This window comes from Streptomyces sp. Ru71 (assembly GCF_002920535.1).
In the GTDB taxonomy this organism is placed as follows: domain Bacteria; phylum Actinomycetota; class Actinomycetes; order Streptomycetales; family Streptomycetaceae; genus Streptomyces.
The window spans coordinates 55,494-72,356 of record NZ_PQSS01000013.1 but is presented as its reverse complement, the minus strand read 5'-3'; the positions used below and the strand labels follow the sequence as shown (position 1 = coordinate 72,356).

Sequence of the window (16,863 nt, the reverse complement as noted above, 5' to 3'; positions counted from 1 at the left end):
ACCTTGGACGGACAGGAACTGCAGAAGATCGCACGCGACCACACCGCGGAACTGCCGGGCACCGACCAGGAGCATCGTTTCGACCCGACTGGGAGATCCACAAGGTGGGCGGCATGGTCTTCATACTCATGACCGACATGCCGGGACGCCCCGTCGTGATCCTCAAAGCCGACCCGGACGACGCCACAGCCCTGCGCAAGCAGTACGCAGACATCGTCCGCTCCGATGCCGCGGCTACGGCCGTCGCCGCCGCCGGCGGAACGCAGCTCCGCGGTGACCTCACCGACCTCGACAGCCTCCGCGCCGGAGCCGCGCAGGCCGACGGTGTCATCAACCTGGCCTACAGCAACGACTGGAACAACCTGGAACAGGGCATCGACGAGGAAGCGCGTGCCGTGCACACCCTCGCGGCCGCGCTCGCAGGCAGCGGCAAGCGTTCGTACATGCCGGCCCCACCCCGATGATCCCAGGCCACACCTCCACCGAGGACCACCCCAACACCACCGACGGTCCGGTCGGCGGCAACCACACTCCCAGATGGTGCTGACCCTGGCCGACCAGGGCATCCGCTCCTCTGTCGTGCGGCTGCCGCGCTCCGTGCACCAGCGCGGGTCGCAATACGGCTTCTTCTCAGTACTCATCGCCGCCGCGCAAAAACCGGCGTGTCAGCGTACGTCGGCGACGGCACACAGCGATGGCCAGCAGTCAACCGGCTTGACGCCGCCCGGCTGTTCCGCACCGCACTCGAGGACGCCGCGCCGGGCACGGTCCTGCACGCCGTAGCCGACGAGGGCGCCACCATGAAGACACTGGACGAGACAATCGGCGGCGTTCTCGCAGTGCCGGTCGAATCGGTACCGCCCGCGCGCTTCGGCGTCATCAGCCGCGTGTTCGCCCTCGACATGCCATCGTCCAGTGCACTGACTCAGGAATGGCAGTCCACCCACCCAAGCCTGATCGACGACCTCGCCGCCGGCGGCTACCCCGCCACTCGGCTGAAATCCCCGGGCCAGCGGGGTCCACCACAGCGACCGCGGTTCGCAAGCCGTGTCCATTCGCTACACCGAGCGGCTCGCCGACATCGGTGCCGCCGCCCCGGTCGGACCCGTAACGGACTCGTACGACAACGCGATGGCCTCGGCCCTCAACAGCACCTTCGGGACCGAGCTGATCGAAATTCAAGGACACTGGCGGGACGTCGAACAGGTCGAGCGGGCAATCTTTCAATTGGTCACGTGGTACAACGAGGAACGGCTCCACTCCGCCCTCGGCTACCTACTGCCCGCCGAGTACAAACGCGACTGGCAGTCGACCCCAGGAGCCCACCCCGCAGTTTGCCTGAACCAATCAAGATCGGACTCTACGAAACTCGGGGCAGCTCACCTTGGCCTTCTTGTAGCGGGCCGGCGTGCAGGCTTCGGGCCGTGCTCCGTCCATCCGGATGCCCCTGGTGATGTCTGATCGGCAACCATCAACCCCATGCGCGGCCCTACGATTCGGGGACTCGTGTACGGGTGCCCGTTCCCTGGCGCTCAGGATTCCTGGAACCCGTGCGCCTTCCCCTGCGGGGTGCCGAAGGTGCTGTCGGTGCTCGATGAGGCTGCCGAGGGCACCAAACTGTGGTGCGGCGCGGCCGGGGTGATGGCGTGGCTGGGTGGCTGGCGAGGTCGCAGAGCGGCAGCCGCCGGTGTGGCGGCTGTCGTGGTGGCGCAGCTGGTGTCCAACGGCGTGTGCAAGCAGGCGGCCGGCCGGCGCCGGCCGCCCAGGGACTGGATTCCGCACGATGAGGTCGAGGACCGCCCGGACTCCTCTTCCTTCCCTTCCGGGCATACGGCGGCCGCCGTGGCGTTCACTGCAGCCGTCGCACCGGCGTGGCCGCTGGCCGGCGCGCTGTGCGCAGTGCCGACGGCCGCGGTCGCGGTCGAGGGGGCGCAAAGCGGCCCCACTACAGCGCCATCCAAGAAAGGCGAGCACCTATGGGTGGCAGTTGAGTCTGGCGGCGACTACCTGTGGTGGCCGCGCTGCCCGTGTCAGTCCGGATACGGACGGGCGGCATGGTGGATTGGGCATCCGGCGGAGCAGCGTGGCGGGTCTGGAACCGCTCTGCGTTGAGCTGGTAGACGTGCTCCCAACCCTCTGCGTCGTCCTCGGCGACATGGACCGGCTGTTTGGCCGCCATCCCCTCCGGGTCGGTGACGATGTACACGTACTTCGTCGGCGTGCTCATCGCGTTCCGCCTTTCGCTGCGGGGGCTCTTCCTCCACCGCTCCCCGAGCCCGTACCGGCGCGGCGCTCCTCGACTTCCAGCGTCACCCGACCGGCCCGGGCGCCCATGGGCCGCCAGGTCCGCCGCGGGGCCGTTCGGCCCCTGTCCGGGCGGCGCCTTGTGCGGCACTGTCGGGACCATGGACAGGCGCGGGCGCATCGCCGTCATCGGGGTCGGCAACGACTTCCGGCGCGGGGCTGGGCTGGGCCGTGACGGCTGCGCGAGCGTGCCGGTGCCCGGCCGCTGCCGCCCGGCACCGTGTTGTCATGCTGCCCTGATCCTTCGGGGCGTGCGCAGTCATGACAACCACCATGCTGCGTAGTTCGGATACGCATTTCGCGAACCGCATGTGCGTGCCGGACCGCTACCGGTTCGGCCGTCGCGCTGATGTACCGATGGCCGGGCTGTCAAGGTGGGCGGCCAACCGCAGCCGGCCGGGTCGGATCTCCGCCAGAACCAGGCCCGCCACGGCGGCGCGGTGCACGGCACCCTACAGACTCCAGCCGGTGTCACCGGCCTGAACGAGCGGGACGTTGGTGGTCGTGAGTACGCGACCGGCGAGCGGACCACCCAGAACGTGACGGCTTTCGTGGTGCGGCGGTTCGTCAACCGCGGCCTGCTGGTCGACCTGAGCGCGAACCCGGACGGGACGCTGCCCCCGGCCAGGTCGCGGAGATGTGCCGGCGCAAGGAGCTGTGGAGAAAGGCCGGCGCTCCCCGCTCAGCAGCCCACCCCCGGCCTGACCGGCTCCGCGGGAGGGTGGGGAAGCCGGGCGAGCCGGCCAAGGTCCACGTCGGCGCCAACGCCCCGCGAACGGCTCACAGGCTGCGCACCCCGTCGCACGCGAAGCCTTCGACTGACTCACCGAGCGGCACGCGGCACCCGATCCCCATGCGGTCCAGTGCGGCTGACACGGCGGCGTTCGGCGAGCAGGCCCGGCTGCGGCCACTGGTACATGCGGACGCTGACCCTGGTGTCGCCGAGCAGGTCGCCATGCACCTCAAGACGCGGCCGTGGCGGCCCATGACCGAGGCGTGCCGCCAGCGCTCGTGGGACCACACCATTAGGGTCCGTCTGGCGGATCATGACGTCGTAAGCTGCAGCGCATGCACAGGACGCTGACCGAGCACGCCCGGTGTCTTTACGGAGACGAGTTCCGTCAGACTCCGGCGTGCGGTCAGGAGCATCGCGAGCACTACTTCGTGGAAGAGCTGACGTTCGCTGACGCGGACACGATCCTCTCGATGCTGCGGGAGCTCTGCCCGAACCTGGTCGACGGCCGGCTCCCCGTGTGGATCCGCAACCTCGCGTACCGGCTCGTACTGCTGCAGAGGCCCGACGAGCCGGCTCTCCTGCGGGAGGCCGCGCAGAACCTGTGGCTGCACGGTCCGGACTGGGACGACATCGCGGCGGAACTCACAAAGAGAGCCGAAGAACTGGAAGCCCGCTGACCGAACCCATTCGTCAGGGCTTGAGCCACAGACGGATCGAGGCCAACGTCACGGTGCCCGTGAAGACGTAGGCGCGCTTGTCGTAGCGCGTGGCCACGACCCTGGCGACAACCACGCTTCCGCTGCGTGCACCGACGCCCATTGCACCTGGAGCCGATACGCCCCTGGCGACCACGATCGATGAACGCCGAGGACGGAAACCTAGGCAACCGACGCCCTGAAAGGATCGGTGGGGATGATCTCTGCCTCGTCGAAGAGCTGCTCCAACGCCTCGTGTCCGTGGCGCCTGCGGAACTCGATCTCGGCTGTCGTCACGGGCAGGGTCCACACGATGCGGGCGTGGCCCTCGGGAACGGGACAGTGTTCAAGGCCTGGTCCGTGGAGATAGGGCAGGCTGATCAGCAGGTGATCGCAGGTTGACCCAGGCACCCACGGTTCACCGATCGGCATGCTGTGCTCCAGGTCGAGCTGATGTCCTCCGCAGTGGTAGTAGGCGATCATCGCCATGAGGTCGATGAACCGCTGGTCGCGGACGTGGGCGGTCATGACGAACTCAAGGCCGTAACCGTCCTTCTCCATCGCGGCCCAGCACCCGGCGGTCACATAGGCCCAGCTGTCACTGCGGGGACCGGGCCCCACAACGAGAACTCGCAGATCGGGCACCACCTCTCGCCGTTTTGGCCCGAGGTCGTAGTCGACGGCCTCCACTGAGTGCCCTTCGAAGAACGCCCGGACATGTGACTCAACGGCCTCCGCGGCCCAGACGCTCGCATCGCTCACCGCGCGATCATCCCACTGCGATCGACCGCCCCTGACGGCTCTGCACGAGCTCGGTCCCGCCGGTCAGCTCGGTCGGCAGCAGGCAGCGCGCGAAGCTTCTCGGTGCTGCCGACCGGGTCCCGGGGTGCTCAGCTGGTCGACACCGCGCCGGCGGGGGCGACCTGGGCCCAGGTCGTGCCGTACACCCCGCTGCCGTTGCTGGTCTCGGCGGTTCCGGCCACGCCTCCGTTGCTCTGGACGACCAGGGCGGTGACACGGCCGTCCCCGAGGCGGGCGGTGTTCACCGAGACGGCGGCACCGGCCGGGGCCAGGGTGCGCCAGCCCTCGCTCCACGGGCCGTTGGCAGAGGTTTCGACGCGGCTCATGACACCGCCGTTCGACTGCACGATCACCACGCTGAGCACGCCGCTCGTGTGGCGGGCCATGGCGATGCTCTGTGCCGCGCCGGCAGGCGCGAGGCTGCCCCAGCTGTCGTTCCAGGGCCCGTTGGGAGAGGTCTGGTAGCGGGTGCTGACCCCGCCGTTGGACTGGACGATGGCGACGGTCAGGGCACCGTCGGCGAGATTGCCGACAGCTATGGAGCTGCCCTGGGCGGCGGGCAGGTCGGTGGAGAGCGCTCCGGCGGGAGCGAAGCCGCTGCTCCATCCGCGCCAGGTGCCCGCACCGGGCGAGGTCTCGGTTGTCTCCGCGATGCCACCGTTGGTCTGCAGGGCGAAGAGATGGATCCGCCCGTCGGCCTCGACGCCGGCCGTGACGCTCTTGATCCCGGAGCTGCTGAGGAACGTCCATCCGCCCCAGCTGCCGCTGCCGGGGCTGGTCTCCGCACGGACGGCGACGCCGCCGCTGGACTGCACCACGACCAGGCCGAGACGGCCGTCGGCGAACCGTACGGACTGGGCCTGCACGGCTGACGAGGCATCGGCGAGGAACGACCACCCGCCGAAGGAGTGGCTGCCCGCGCTGGTCTCGGTTCGGGTCGCCACACCTCCGTTGGACTGGAGCACGAACACGACGGTCCGGCCCTTGGCGTCCAGCACCGCCGAGACGGCTTTGGCGGTGCCGGCTTCGGCGAAGCCCGACAGGGCCGCCCAGCCGCCGCCGGACTCGGCGGACGTCATGATGCCCCCGTTGCCCTGGACCAGGTAGGCCTCAGCGCGGTCGTCCCAGTGGACCGCCGCCGCGGGGTTGCCCGCGTCACCGGCCGCGGCGCCGGTGAACTCCGGGTACGGGTCGGCTGTGTCGGTGCTCAGCCCGGTGCCCGGCGCGCACGTCCACGCCCCGGCGCCCTGATCGGCGAGGATCTTCTCGGCGATCAGTATCTGTTCCTTCTTGGAGGCGAGGTCGGGGCGGGAGGCGTAGACCGTGCCGCCGTAGTGCTGCCAGTTGGTGAGGCTGATCTGGAGGCCGCCGTAGTACCCGTTCGCGGTGTTGATGCTCCAGTTGCCGCCGCTCTCGCATGCGGCGACCTTGTCCCACGTCTCGACGGAGGCGGCATCCGACGGGTGTGCCGTGGTCATCGTCAGTGTGAGACCGGCGGCAAGGGGGAGGAGAAGCGTGCCGGCGCGGCGGGTGAACGAGTGCATGGTCGGTTTCCTTCGGTGGAGCAGGGCGAGGGCGAGGGGCGGCGGACGTGGAAGCCGGGGCCCGGCGCGTGCGCAGCCGGGCCCCGACGGTCAGTGGGCGTTCGGTGGTGCTTGCGGCGCGGTCAGTAGGTCTTCACCGCGCCGGCCGGGGCGAAGCCCTTCCAGCCGGAGAGGGAGCCGCCGGGGCTGGTCTCGTAATTGCGCGAGATCCCGCCGCTCGTCTGGGTGACGAAGATGTCGAAGCGGCCGTCGGAGTGGGACGTGGCCTCCACCGAGGCGGCGCTGCCGGCGTCGGCCAGTACCTCCCAGCCGCTGAACGAGCCGCCGGGGCTGGTCTCGTAGGCGCGAGCGACCCCGCCGTTGGACTGCAGGATGACCACGTCCAGGCGCCCGTCGTCGTGCGCGCCCACCGAGATGTTGCTGCCGCTGATCGGGGTCACACCGGCGCGCGGGGCCGCGGCCAGCACGGCACCGGCCGAGGCGAAGTTCTTCCAGCCACTCCACGAACCGTTCACGCTGGTCTCGTAGTTGCGAGAGACACCGCCGTTGGACTGCACGATGAAGACGTTCAGCCGCCCGTCCTTCTGGTTGGCCACGGCGATGTTGCTGCTCGCCCCGGCCGACAGGGCGGTGTTCGCGGCGCCGGCGTCGGCGAGGCCGGTCCACTCGCCCCATCCGCGGGACGGCTCGGTCTCGGCGATGTGGGTGACGCCACCGTTGGTCTGCACCGCGAAGACGTCCATCCGGCCGTCCGCGTGTGTGCCGACAGCGAAGGAGGACGCCGCGTTGGCCGGAGCGAAGGAGGCCCAGTCGCTCCAGGATCCGCCCGCGCTGGTTTCGTACTTGCGGGCGATGCCACCGTTGGTCTGCAGCATGAAGACGCTGAGACGGCCGTCGGAGTGACGGGCCACCTTGATCTGGGCAGCCGAGTTCGCCGGCGCGAAGGTCTCCCAGTCGCTCCAGGCCCCGTAAGGGCTGGTCTGGTACCGGCGGGAGACACCACCATTGGTCTGCAGCGCGAACACCTCGACCCGGCCGTCCGGATGGACCCCGGTGACGACGCTCTTGGCGGCGTTCTCGGGGGCGAAGCCCGCGGCCCAGCCGCTCCAGCCGCCGGACGGCGTCGTCTCCATGTTGCGTGCGATGGCACCGTTGGACTGGGTGATGAAGGTGTCCAGCTGCCCGTCACGGGTGTGCGCGACGGAGAGCGTGCCCTGTCCGTCGGCGAAGCCGGTGGCCGCCGGCTTCGCCGGGTCGTCGACGGTGTGGTTGTAGCGGATGGCCTGGTAGGAGCTCGTGGGCCAGCCGGCCAGCGAGCTGCCGTTGATGTTGGCGCTGTACTTGTTGGTCAGCACCGAGGAGTTGTTCTCGGCGAAGTACGTGAACGTACCCGCTGCCTTGTCCTCCCAGCCGCCGAACAGGACGACATGCTCGGCTTCGTAGTTGAGGGCGTCACCGGGCAGCAGCTGGGAGTTGCTGATGTCGGTGGAAATGCTCGGCAGCGTCCATGTCGTGTAGGACTGGTCGGCGTGCCAGGCCATGGAGACGTAACCAGAGCAGTCCATACGGTAGTTGGTGCCCTGCGGGTCGGCGTAGTAGCTGGTCTTGCTGTACGGGACACCCTCGTCCACCCAGTACTGGGCTCTGGAGAGGATCTCGCTGCGGGTGATGTTCCCGCCGATGGACGACCCCGCCAGAGCGGGAGTGGCGGTGACCGCCGACAGCACGGTGGCGGTGAGGCCGACGGTGAGCAGGGCGGTGGTGCAGCGCATGACGGTGCTACGGCGAATGGACATGGATGTCTCCTGGGATGGGGTGGTGGCGAAGAGTCTGGGATCGAGCGGGGTGTGTGGCACGCTGCCGATCGCCTGTGATGCGGGAGCGCCGGGGCGGCGCGGTCAGCGGGTCAGGCCCGCCAGAACCGCGGCGTCGCCCGCGGTGTCGTAGGAACGCGGTGCGACAAAGTCCCACTCGTCGAAGTGCAGCAGGACGAGGAGGGAGCCGCGCCGCACGGCGTAGATGTGGTTGGCCTGGGCCCCGGAGGCCGAGAGGCCTTCGACGGCCGTCCACGAGCGGGACCAGGCGACGCCGTCGGACGTGGCGGCGGTCTGCCGCACCTCGGCGTCCTGGGGCAGTCCGTACTGCTTCTGCAGGGCCCGGCTCGTGGCCTGGCAGGACTTCATGTCGGCGAGCAGGTCACGGAAGGCCGAGCGGGCCGTGGCCTCGTCGGCGAAGGCGAGGGAATCCTGCACGGCGGGCGTCCTGCGAGCGCTGATGAAACCCTGCTGCTGCCAGGCCGTCGCTCCGTGCACCCTCACGCACTCGTTGAGCTGGAAGTCCTGGCTCAGCTTCCGGACGCTGGCAGGCGCGAGCTCCTTCCACTTCTGCGCCGCGGTGTCCGGCAACTGGGATGCCGCCACACGGCTCGCCGACAGCGGGCTCCTGCCCGCCGGTTCCTCGGTTTCGGCCCGGGTGGGGGCGGACGCGGGGGCGTGCCGTGCCCCTTCGGGCTTCGGCCCGGGGGCCCGTGTCGTGGGCGGTGGGGTGGTCGCAACGGCAGCCTGCCGACCGATGGGGGACGCTGCGGCTTTGACGGGCGGTGCGGGCACCTCCGAGGCGTCGGCGTGCTGGGTCGCCGTGTAGAGGGCAGTGGCGGCGAGCGCTGCGGCGCCGGCCATGACGGTGAGTCGGACGGAGCGCGGTCGTGCGGTGCGGGGCATGGCGGGTCTCCGGGAGACAGATGGAAAGCGGAACTGGGCTGGGTGCGCGCAGAGGCCGTGCTGGTCGGCCGACAACTCACGGGTCGCGGACGCGGTACCCCTGGCAACGAAGCGGGTGGTGGGCCCGGTCGAGCAGTGCGCACACCTGCCTCAGGGCGTCGGAGTCGGAAGGGGCGCGCATGAAGAGGAAGACGTCCATGCCGTGGTCGGCCGACTTCACCCGGATGTGCTCCAGGCCGTCGGTGGGCACGGCGTGGGCCCATAACAGGTCGTGCACGACGGACACGGGGCCCTTCGGTGCGGGACGGCGGGCGTCACCGACCAGGCTCGCTCGGATCACGCGCACGGCGGGCTCAGTCCCAGCTGATGCTGTCGGGAGCGATCACCGGTGCCGGCGTGTCCCAGCTGATGCTCGCGGTCGTGGTCGTCGCCGAGTCACCCGTGACCGAGTCGGCGGACGCTGTGACGGCCGAAGCGGCGGACAGCACGGCGGTCAGGACGGCGGCAGCGGCGATACGCATCGTGCGGGACATGGGAAACCCCCGGAACAGGCTTGGACGGACGGGATGGACAGAACGGGTGCGGACACCCGCTGTGCGCGCTGCACCGGAACGTCCTTGCGGACCTGGCCCGGGTCGGGGTGGTTGCCCCCGCCGTTCCGGTGATCACCATCCTGCTGGCGCGCTGACCTGCCGAAAAGGGGTTCCAGGTGGCACCACAGTGCCTGGCACCTTGGTGCCAGGATGCGTCTATGATCACCGGGCGGCCGCGTGCCGCCATGCGTTGCATCCACGACCTGGGGGGGTTGTAAGTGTTTGAGACGCTCGGGCTGGAATCCCATGTGGAGGCCGTCTACCGAGGAATGCTCGCCGAACCGTCGTACGGCGTGGCCGAGTTGTGCGCACATCTCGGCCTGGAGGAGTCGGCGGTGCGCGAGGGACTCGACCAGTTGGTCGACCTGGGACTGCTGCGAGATTCCCGCGAGTACAGCGGCGGACTGCGGCCCGTGAGTCCCCAATTGGGGCTTGAGCTGATCCTGAGACGCCAGGAGGAGGAGCTGGCCAGACGCCAGCAGCAGCTCGCCGAGAGCAGGGCGGCGGCGGCCGCCGCCGTCGCGGAGTACGCCTCGCTGCGCCCCAACACCGAGGTGGACGGGGCGGAGCGGCTGGTGGGTCTGGACGCCATTCAGAACCGGCTGGAGGTGCTGGCCGCCGAACTGGCCTCGGAGTGCATGTCCATCATTCCGGGCGGCCCCCAGTCGGCGGCGAGCCGCCAGGCCTCACGCCCGCTCGATGCGGACGCGCTACGCCGCGGAGTGCGGATGAAGACCGTCTACCAGGACAGCGTGCGCAACGATCCGGACATGCTCGCCTACGCGCGCTGGCTGACCGAGGAGGGGGCACAGGTGCGCACGAGTCCGGTCCTTCCCTCCCGACTGCTCATCTTCGACCGTACCGTCGCGGTGGTGCCCATCGACCCCGAGAACTCCCGGGCGGGTGCCTTGTGCACCCGGTCTCCCGGCATCGTCGCCTCATTGATCAGCCTCTTCAAACAGACCTGGCATTCCGCCGTGCCCCTGGGCGCGGACCGCCCCCGCCAGGACGAGCGCGGACTTTCCGCACAGGAACAGGAGCTGCTCAAGCTCCTCGCCTCCGGCCTCACCGACGAGGCCGCCGGCAAGCGCCTCGGCGTTTCCCTGCGGACGGTGCGCCGGCAGATGGCCGCCCTGATGGAACGCCTCAACGCCACAAGCAGGTTCGAGGCGGGGCTCAAGGCGGCCCAGCGGGGGTGGCTCTGACGGCGATTACGTCTGGACCGCCGGCCGGCCCGCCGTGCCTCCTGGTACGGCCGGCCGGCCCACCAGGCCTCCTGGGACTGTCGGCGGCTCCTGCACCGACGCCCATCGGCGCCGCTCCTGGGACAAGGCCGTGTGACCGGCCCGTCAAGGACCAGGAATTACTGCGACAAATTGCGCGGGGAGGCTGACAGCCACTGCAGGCGCCCGGCTCGGAGGCCGGGCGCCTGTTCTTTCGCCGAAGCCCCTGCCGATCATGGCGGGGCACAGGGTGAACGGCGCGGTGAGAGTCCTTCGGGCCAACCCGTCTTCGAGGACCGCTCGGCGATGCCGGCAGGGACAGAAAAGGACCATGCCCGTAGCTTGGGCCAAGGCCGACCTCCCCAGGAACCTGCCCGTCCCCTCCTAGCGAGCAAGCGGTACGGTGATCGGCACGTTGGGGCAGCGGCTGAGGTTCTCCGACAGGGCGGCCGCTTCGCTGGGGTCGATGCTCAGGCTCCAGCGCAGCTTGTCGGCGATCCAGCCGGTGACGCACTGGCAGCGATATCCCTCCGCCGGCGGCAGCCACGTGGTCGGATCCTGGTCCGCCTTCGACCCGTTCGACGCCGCCGACACCGCGATCAGCGCGCGGTCGTCGCCCAGGTCGTTGGCGTAGGCCTCCCGCTCCGCGGCCGACCACGCGGAAGTCCCGGAATCCCAGGCCTCGGCGAGCGGCACGAGGTGGTCGATGTCCAGGCCGCGCCCGGGCCCTTGGATGTAGCCGTCGCCATACGGGCTGTACCACTCTCCCCCGCTCAGCGCGCAGCGCGGGCGCGTCACCCTCGCTGATCACATCCATGCCACGGATCGTCCGGCTTCCCTCGCGCGAGGGAAGCCGAATGGGGGGTGTCAGCCCGGTGGGGGGCGGCGCGATCGTGCGAGCTGCCGTGGTTACGGGCCAGTTCGTCCATGGCCATGTGCAGGGCGAGTTCCAGGGCCGCTGGTGCGTTCAGGATGCCACTGCCGTCGGGGGGACAGATCCAGCTCAGATCGCCCCAGCGGCAGTGGGGCGCAGGCGTGGCGATCCAGCTGCCCGTGGTGAGGTAGCGGATGTTGTGTCCGGCCCAGATGCTCGCGGGGTCGGGCGGCAGGAAGAAGCCGACGTGCTGCCGCCTGCTGTCCAGCAGTACCGGGCCGGGTTCGAGGCGAGGCAGGCCGGCCAGGATGTCGGCTGTCCGCAAGCCGAGGCAGGCGGGGACTATCAGGACGTCCCAGAATCGTCCAGCGGCCAGGAGGTGGATGCCGGTGGTGCTGTACTGCCAGTCCCGCTTGCACAACCGGGGCTCCCGAGCGGCGGCGGCCAGCCACTCGACCGCTTTCGTCCACTGCGTCAGTGCCATCACAAACCTCCTGCGTCCACGTCGGACCCACAGCCCGGCAGACCACACCTGATCTGATCGTTCACCTTGCTCATTGCGGCAGGACAGGACTGGGACGGCAGGCCACCGCCGGGTGGCACCACCCAACCGATACGCCGCCGTCACGTGCAGTCGCGGGGCGCATTGACCCTTTCGTGCCCCAATCAGCCAGTGCGAGCGACTCGGTGCCGAGCGCACCACAGCCAACCGGGACTGGCTGGATTCCTGCGTCTGCCCCCGACGCACCGGCTGATCACTTATGGCTGTTCTTGCTTGTTGGTGACATGTGTTGAGAGCGAGCGCCCAGTCAACGGGGTGTTTCGAAGTTCGGCCAGGCAAGGCGCGCGCAGTTCACCGCATGGAGCGAGCGCCAGCGCACAGAAGGGCAGGTATATGCATTCAAGCGCTCCCGGGCGCCCTCTTGCACCCGCCGCCTTCGGGCGGCCTTTGGTGGACGCGGGCAGCCTCCGCGGGCTGCAGCCTCATCACCATCTGTCCAGCAGCGCGCCGCTTTCTCAGCGGACCGGCGGCCTGCTAGGCGCACTGCGGTCGATGAGCCGTCATGCGCATCCCTGCCCCCCTCAGGCGCTTCGTCGATACTGGGCCGCGCTGGTCACGGTTCGCCCTTCATCGCCTACCGCATCTTTGAAAATGGCTCTGTCCGCAGTTCCGTGGACTTCATGGTCGGGTGAGGGTCCGGATGCGGAGGAGACGGACGGATGCGCCGTATATGGCCCGCATGAGGGTCTTCACGCGGTGGACGTGACCTTCCACCAAACTCCAAGCGTGGGTGAGGCCAGCGGTGACGGCGTCGAGGTCCTGGCGGAGGAATCCGGCGAAGGACCGCATGGGCCCTTGGCCGTCGCCTTCAGCCTGGCGGATACATTCCAGCAGGAGGTGACCTCGGCGGTTGCGGACCATGTCCTGGAAGACGCGGGCCAGGTCGCAGGCGCGGGCGATGTCCGGGCAGGCGAGGCGGGCCTGGTCACGCTGCTCGGTCTCGCTCTCGGTGAGCTTCGCTCCGGGCCTCATGATCGAGCTTGTGATCTTGCCGTTCCGTGCGTACCAGGCCCGAACTGTACGGACCCCGTCGGCGCCACAGGAGACCGCGCACATGACCGCCTACCACCTCGGCCTCGTCATGGACGCGCGAAGCCTTCGACTCCGTCACCAAGCTCACCATCAACAGCAACCTCAACATCGCCCCGCCGCCCAATAGGGTCGACATGGCCTCTCCACTTGGAGTGCGGAATGCTGGCTGTTGGCAGAGCTGGAGGTGGGGATGTTCAAGCAGTGGCGCTGGCGCTGGCGCGGTCGGTTACGGACGATCAGCTTCTCGTTCTTCGGTCAGAGCGCCAGCGTGGAGTTCAGCCAGAGTGAGCGCGAGCGGGCAAGATCGATCCTGCTCCGCTTGGAGGACCACCGGGTGCTCCATGCGCCTTATGATCTCGAAGAGGAAAATGGGTCCTGGGGATCCATCGAGGCGCTGCGTACCTATCTGAACGAGCAGGTCGAGCAGTGCGAGTCCGAGGAACTGCGGGAGCAAGTGCGCGCGATGCGCGCCGCTGTGAGGCAATGGCTGACAGATATGGAGTCAGCACGCAGGTTGACCGAGAGAACCTTCCCGGAGGCCCCGCCCAGCGGTCGGGATCCGATCCGGTGGGCCAGGGATCGGGATCGGGTCCAATGGGCGTATGGGCTCCAGGCGCTGGGTGTGCTGCGCGGCCGGGTTGGAGTTGCCATCGCGGAGATCGGCCGGAAGTTCGACATCCCGATCGACGGTGACCTCGCCCACGTCACGCCGCCTGACGTTGATGATGCGGAGCGGGGAGCCAGGCTGTCGCCGTTGTACTTCGACGAGGCGTAGTAGTGCCAGAGACAGCGAGGAGGGCCCGGCCCGCTTGCCCGCCGCCCCTTGCGCCATCTCTGTCTGAAGCATCATGCGGCCCAGAGGAAAGAGCCCGCGATGCAGAGTCCGGCCAGACATCATCGCGGTCTTCTCCTAGCGGGTGGCGAGGCCTGGCGGAGCAGGCTGCCGTCAAGAGCGACGAACTGAAGGCCAAGGCAACCGGTTCGCGCACCAAGCGCAGGAAAAGGTGCCCGCTCCGGTCAAGGACAAGGCCGCCGAAGCCGCCGAGCAGGCACGGACCAGGGCGGCGCGGGCCGGGGCGGATCTGGCAGGACAAGGCTCGCGAACCGGTGCGGCAGAAGACGGCCCAGGGGGTGCAGCTGGCAGCGGACAACCGCAAGGTGCTGCCCCTTTCGGCAGCGGCCGTGGCCGTCGTGACGTGGATGACCTGCATCCGCGATGACGCTCTAGGCGCGATGTCCGACCTGTCGATGATGGCGCGGGCGCTGCCTAGGGCCGGTCGGACAGCCCCTTCGGCGGCTTGGTCTCGGCGCTTTAGCCCGGTCACACGAGCCCGCTCGCGGGCGGGGCCGCGGTCCCGAGGGTCGGCGGCGGACAGCCGTAGGCTGCGGTTTTCCTCGGGTGGTGCTGCCGGCTGGGGTAGTCGGACGGTGGAGTTCCATACTTCGGCCACTGCCGCGAGGGCTGCCCGGCAGCGGTCGGCGGCCTGTGCACACGCAGGACGTACGGGGGTGGCGTTGATCCGGCTGGAGTACGTCGGCGTGCGCTGGGGAGGGACGCCCCCGGAGGGTGGGCATGTCGGACACCACACGGATCCCTGAACTACCCCGTCCGGAGGACCACATGGCCCCCAACCTGCCACCGCTTGTCGGCGCGGAAGTGCCCTTCACCCTGGGTGACCTGCTTACCAGGCTGGCCATCACGTGGCCGTGCAGCAAAAAGGATCTGCTGGAGAAGGTACAGCAGGCGCCGGACCCGGATGCGGACCTCATCGACCGGTCGGCCATGCTTCCGCTGCTGTCCAAGATCCCTGACCGTGAGTATCAGGACGGCGCGGACGTGGAGCCAACTTCTGCAAGGCCCTGTCCAAGGAGGTCGGGCCGCGCGGCATCCGCGTCAACACCGTCAGCCCTGGCCCGGTCGCCACCCCGTTGTGGCTCGGCGCCACGGGCGTCGCGGCCACGGTTGCCCAGGCGTCGGGCCTGGCTGCCGACGAAGTGGCCAAGCGGGCCGCCGCCGAGTCTGCCACTGGCCGTTTCACCCGGCCCGAAGAAGTCGCCGACCTCGTCCTGTTCCTGGCAGGCGAGCGTGCCGGCAACATCACCGGCGCAGACTTCGTCATCGATGGCGGCCTCATCAAAACCCTGTGATCGCCGGCATCGACAATCCTGACTTCCAGACGCACCTTGGGCGTCGCGTCCGACCACCGCGCGTTCCCGGTGCCGGCCTCGCTGCGGTACAGGGTTACGCCGTAGCCGTACTCGGCCAGCGCCGCGAGGGACTCCGGGGTGTCCCCCGGCCTTCTCGGTACGCGGCCACCACGGCCGTGTTCGGCACCGCGGCGACCAACGGCAGCACCTGATGTGCCGCGGCTTGGTGATGCTCCTCGACGATGCCCTCCGTCAGGCTGCGCGCCGGCGACGGCCTCGGGCGCGACCGCCGCCAACCCGGTCGTGCGCTGCTCGTCGCAGACGGTCGCCGGTGGCCGGTACCTCCTCGCCGCCAAGCAACTCCCTCAGCGGCCCCAGCAGCGTCCGCTCGAACGGTGCATGGAGCTGACCGGGCTTCTGGAGAACCCGGCGTACAGCGAGGCAGGGCCGAGGTTCTCGGCCGGCCTCAGCTCGCGAAGGGCACCTGTGCCGCCTGCTGCGGCCGTGGGGTGTGCGGGTGGTGCCACAGGCCCTGGGCCGCGAGCCGCGGCAGCACACCCTCCCCGAACCAGTACGCCTCCTCCAGGTGCGGATAACCGGAGAGCACGAACTCCTCGATGCCGAGGGCGTGGTACTCCCGGATCCGTTCGGCGACCTCCTCGTGGCTGCCCACCAGCGCGGTGCCCGCGCCGCCGCGGACCAGGCCGATGCCGGCCCAGAGATTGGGGTGGATCTCCAGACCGTCCCGGCTCCCTTGGTGCAGGGCGAGCATGCGCCGCTGCCCCTCCGACTCGCTGCGGGCGAGCCCGGCCTGCACGGATCGCACCGTCTGCGGGTCGAAGCCCGCCAGCAGACGGTCCGCCTCGGCCCACGCCTGTGCGGAGGTGTCGCGGGTGATGACGTGCAGGCGGATGCCGAAACGGACGGTACGGCCCTCCTCGGCGGCCAGTTCCCGGATCCAGGTGATCTTCTCGGCGACCTGGGCGGGCGGCTCGCCCCACGTGAGGTACACGTCGGCGTACCGGGCGGCGACCTCGCCCGCCACCGGGGAGGAGCCTCCGAAGTACACCTGCGGCACCGGGTCGGGCACCCGTGCGAGCCGGGCCTCCTCCACTCTCAGATGCTCGCCCGCCAGATCGACCGTCGCGCCCTCCCACAAGGCCCGCACGATGTGCAGGAACTCGCCGGTACGGCGGTAGCGGGCGTCCTTGTCGAGGAAGTCGCCGTAGGCGCGCTGCTCGTGGCTCTCGCCGCCCGTGACGACGTTCAGCAGGAGCCGTCCGCCGCTCTGCCGCTGGAAGGTGGACGCCATCTGCGCGGCGAGCGTCGGGGAGACGAAGCCGGGGCGAAAGGCGACGAGGAATTTCAGGCGCTCGCTGTGCTGGGACACCATCGCCGTGGTCAGCCACGCGTCCTCGCACCAGGCGCCCGTCGGGGTGAGCGCACCGACGAACCCCAGATCCTCGGCCGCGCGGGCGATCTGGCTCAGGTACGCCACCGTCGGCGGCCGGTCCCGTCCAGACGGGGATGCCGGGGTGCCGTGGCCGCCGCCGACGACATGACGGCTGTCGCCGTTGGTGGGGAGGAACCAGTGGAAGGTGAGGGACACGAAAACTCCGATCTGCAGGTCC

The 16,863-nt window shown here is 69.6% G+C and carries 17 protein-coding genes and 2 pseudogenes; 8 read left to right on the top strand and 11 right to left on the bottom strand.

Annotated features, from left to right (window positions below):
• Positions 1 to 113 precede the first annotated feature (113 nt).
• The 3 genes and pseudogenes from C3489_RS39835 to C3489_RS39830 all read left to right on the top strand — a co-directional run.
• Positions 114 to 464, top strand: coding sequence for a hypothetical protein (locus C3489_RS39835; protein WP_308460805.1), 351 nt, complete (start codon positions 114 to 116; stop codon positions 462 to 464).
• A 583-nt stretch (positions 465 to 1,047) separates the two neighbouring features.
• Positions 1,048 to 1,461: an integrase core domain-containing protein gene (locus C3489_RS11055; protein ID WP_103781580.1), complete on the top strand. Its 414-nt coding sequence runs from the start codon at positions 1,048 to 1,050 to the stop codon at positions 1,459 to 1,461.
• 18 nt (positions 1,462 to 1,479) lie between these two features.
• Positions 1,480 to 1,866, top strand: a pseudogene (locus C3489_RS39830) (phosphatase PAP2 family protein); the annotation flags it as partial.
• 79 nt (positions 1,867 to 1,945) lie between these two features.
• Here the strand turns inward: C3489_RS39830 and C3489_RS39280 are convergent.
• Positions 1,946 to 2,227 carry a hypothetical protein gene (locus tag C3489_RS39280; protein ID WP_258054657.1) on the bottom strand — a complete coding sequence of 94 codons (282 nt, stop codon included), beginning with the start codon at positions 2,225 to 2,227 and terminating at the stop codon, positions 1,946 to 1,948.
• Positions 2,228 to 3,372: 1,145 nt separating this feature from the next.
• Between C3489_RS39280 and C3489_RS11045 the strand changes: the two genes are divergently transcribed.
• On the top strand, positions 3,373 to 3,717 hold the full coding sequence (locus C3489_RS11045) for a hypothetical protein (RefSeq protein ID WP_103781579.1): 345 nt from the start codon (positions 3,373 to 3,375) through the stop codon (positions 3,715 to 3,717).
• A 201-nt stretch (positions 3,718 to 3,918) separates the two neighbouring features.
• Here C3489_RS11045 and C3489_RS11040 read toward each other — a convergent pair whose 3' ends face one another.
• The 6 genes from C3489_RS11040 to C3489_RS11015 all read right to left on the bottom strand — a co-directional run bounded on the left by C3489_RS11040 (position 3,919) and on the right by C3489_RS11015 (position 9,333).
• The gene (locus tag C3489_RS11040; RefSeq protein WP_103781578.1) at positions 3,919 to 4,497 is read right to left on the bottom strand and encodes a suppressor of fused domain protein; all 579 of its coding nucleotides are present in this window, start codon (positions 4,495 to 4,497) and stop codon (positions 3,919 to 3,921) included.
• Between the two features lie 128 nt (positions 4,498 to 4,625).
• Positions 4,626 to 6,080, bottom strand: a complete 1,455-nt coding sequence (locus C3489_RS39825; protein ID WP_103781577.1) for a transglycosylase family protein — start codon at positions 6,078 to 6,080, stop codon at positions 4,626 to 4,628.
• A gap of 122 nt (positions 6,081 to 6,202) precedes the next feature.
• Positions 6,203 to 7,876 (bottom strand): hypothetical protein, encoded by a 1,674-nt coding sequence (locus tag C3489_RS11030; protein WP_146075305.1) that lies wholly within the window; start codon positions 7,874 to 7,876, stop codon positions 6,203 to 6,205.
• Between the two features lie 102 nt (positions 7,877 to 7,978).
• The gene (locus tag C3489_RS11025; protein WP_146075304.1) at positions 7,979 to 8,500 is read right to left on the bottom strand and encodes a hypothetical protein; all 522 of its coding nucleotides are present in this window, start codon (positions 8,498 to 8,500) and stop codon (positions 7,979 to 7,981) included.
• Between the two features lie 376 nt (positions 8,501 to 8,876).
• The gene (locus tag C3489_RS11020; protein WP_103781574.1) at positions 8,877 to 9,146 is read right to left on the bottom strand and encodes a hypothetical protein; all 270 of its coding nucleotides are present in this window, start codon (positions 9,144 to 9,146) and stop codon (positions 8,877 to 8,879) included.
• 7 nt (positions 9,147 to 9,153) lie between these two features.
• Positions 9,154 to 9,333 carry a hypothetical protein gene (locus C3489_RS11015; RefSeq protein WP_103781573.1) on the bottom strand — a complete coding sequence of 60 codons (180 nt, stop codon included), beginning with the start codon at positions 9,331 to 9,333 and terminating at the stop codon, positions 9,154 to 9,156.
• A gap of 278 nt (positions 9,334 to 9,611) precedes the next feature.
• On the opposite strand from C3489_RS11015, the gene C3489_RS11010 reads away from it, so the two are divergent.
• Complete coding sequence (locus tag C3489_RS11010) at positions 9,612 to 10,598, top strand: helix-turn-helix transcriptional regulator (RefSeq protein WP_103781572.1); 987 nt, start codon at positions 9,612 to 9,614, stop codon at positions 10,596 to 10,598.
• Between the two features lie 402 nt (positions 10,599 to 11,000).
• Here the strand turns inward: C3489_RS11010 and C3489_RS11000 are convergent, their stop codons facing one another.
• The 3 genes from C3489_RS11000 to C3489_RS10990 form a co-directional block, all read right to left on the bottom strand.
• Positions 11,001 to 11,414 carry an HNH endonuclease family protein gene (locus C3489_RS11000; protein WP_103781570.1) on the bottom strand — a complete coding sequence of 138 codons (414 nt, stop codon included), beginning with the start codon at positions 11,412 to 11,414 and terminating at the stop codon, positions 11,001 to 11,003.
• Positions 11,411 to 11,974: a hypothetical protein gene (locus C3489_RS10995; protein ID WP_181139626.1), complete on the bottom strand. Its 564-nt coding sequence runs from the start codon at positions 11,972 to 11,974 to the stop codon at positions 11,411 to 11,413. Before C3489_RS10995 ends, C3489_RS11000 begins: the two co-directional genes overlap by 4 nt.
• Positions 11,975 to 12,670: 696 nt before the next feature.
• Positions 12,671 to 13,024, bottom strand: a complete 354-nt coding sequence (locus C3489_RS10990) for a hypothetical protein (RefSeq protein WP_103781569.1) — start codon at positions 13,022 to 13,024, stop codon at positions 12,671 to 12,673.
• A gap of 229 nt (positions 13,025 to 13,253) precedes the next feature.
• Here C3489_RS10990 and C3489_RS10985 point away from each other — a divergent pair, with 229 nt between their 5' ends.
• From C3489_RS10985 to C3489_RS38635, 3 genes and pseudogenes are all read left to right on the top strand, one after another.
• Complete coding sequence (locus C3489_RS10985) at positions 13,254 to 13,859, top strand: hypothetical protein (protein ID WP_146075303.1); 606 nt, start codon at positions 13,254 to 13,256, stop codon at positions 13,857 to 13,859.
• A 798-nt stretch (positions 13,860 to 14,657) separates the two neighbouring features.
• Positions 14,658 to 14,912, top strand: a pseudogene (locus C3489_RS40000) (DUF2795 domain-containing protein); the annotation flags it as partial.
• Between the two features lie 32 nt (positions 14,913 to 14,944).
• Positions 14,945 to 15,232, top strand: coding sequence for an SDR family oxidoreductase (locus C3489_RS38635; RefSeq protein WP_103781567.1), 288 nt, complete (start codon positions 14,945 to 14,947; stop codon positions 15,230 to 15,232).
• A 466-nt stretch (positions 15,233 to 15,698) separates the two neighbouring features.
• Here C3489_RS38635 and C3489_RS10970 read toward each other — a convergent pair whose 3' ends face one another.
• Positions 15,699 to 16,841, bottom strand: coding sequence for an LLM class flavin-dependent oxidoreductase (locus C3489_RS10970; protein WP_103781566.1), 1,143 nt, complete (start codon positions 16,839 to 16,841; stop codon positions 15,699 to 15,701).
• Positions 16,842 to 16,863 lie beyond the last annotated feature (22 nt).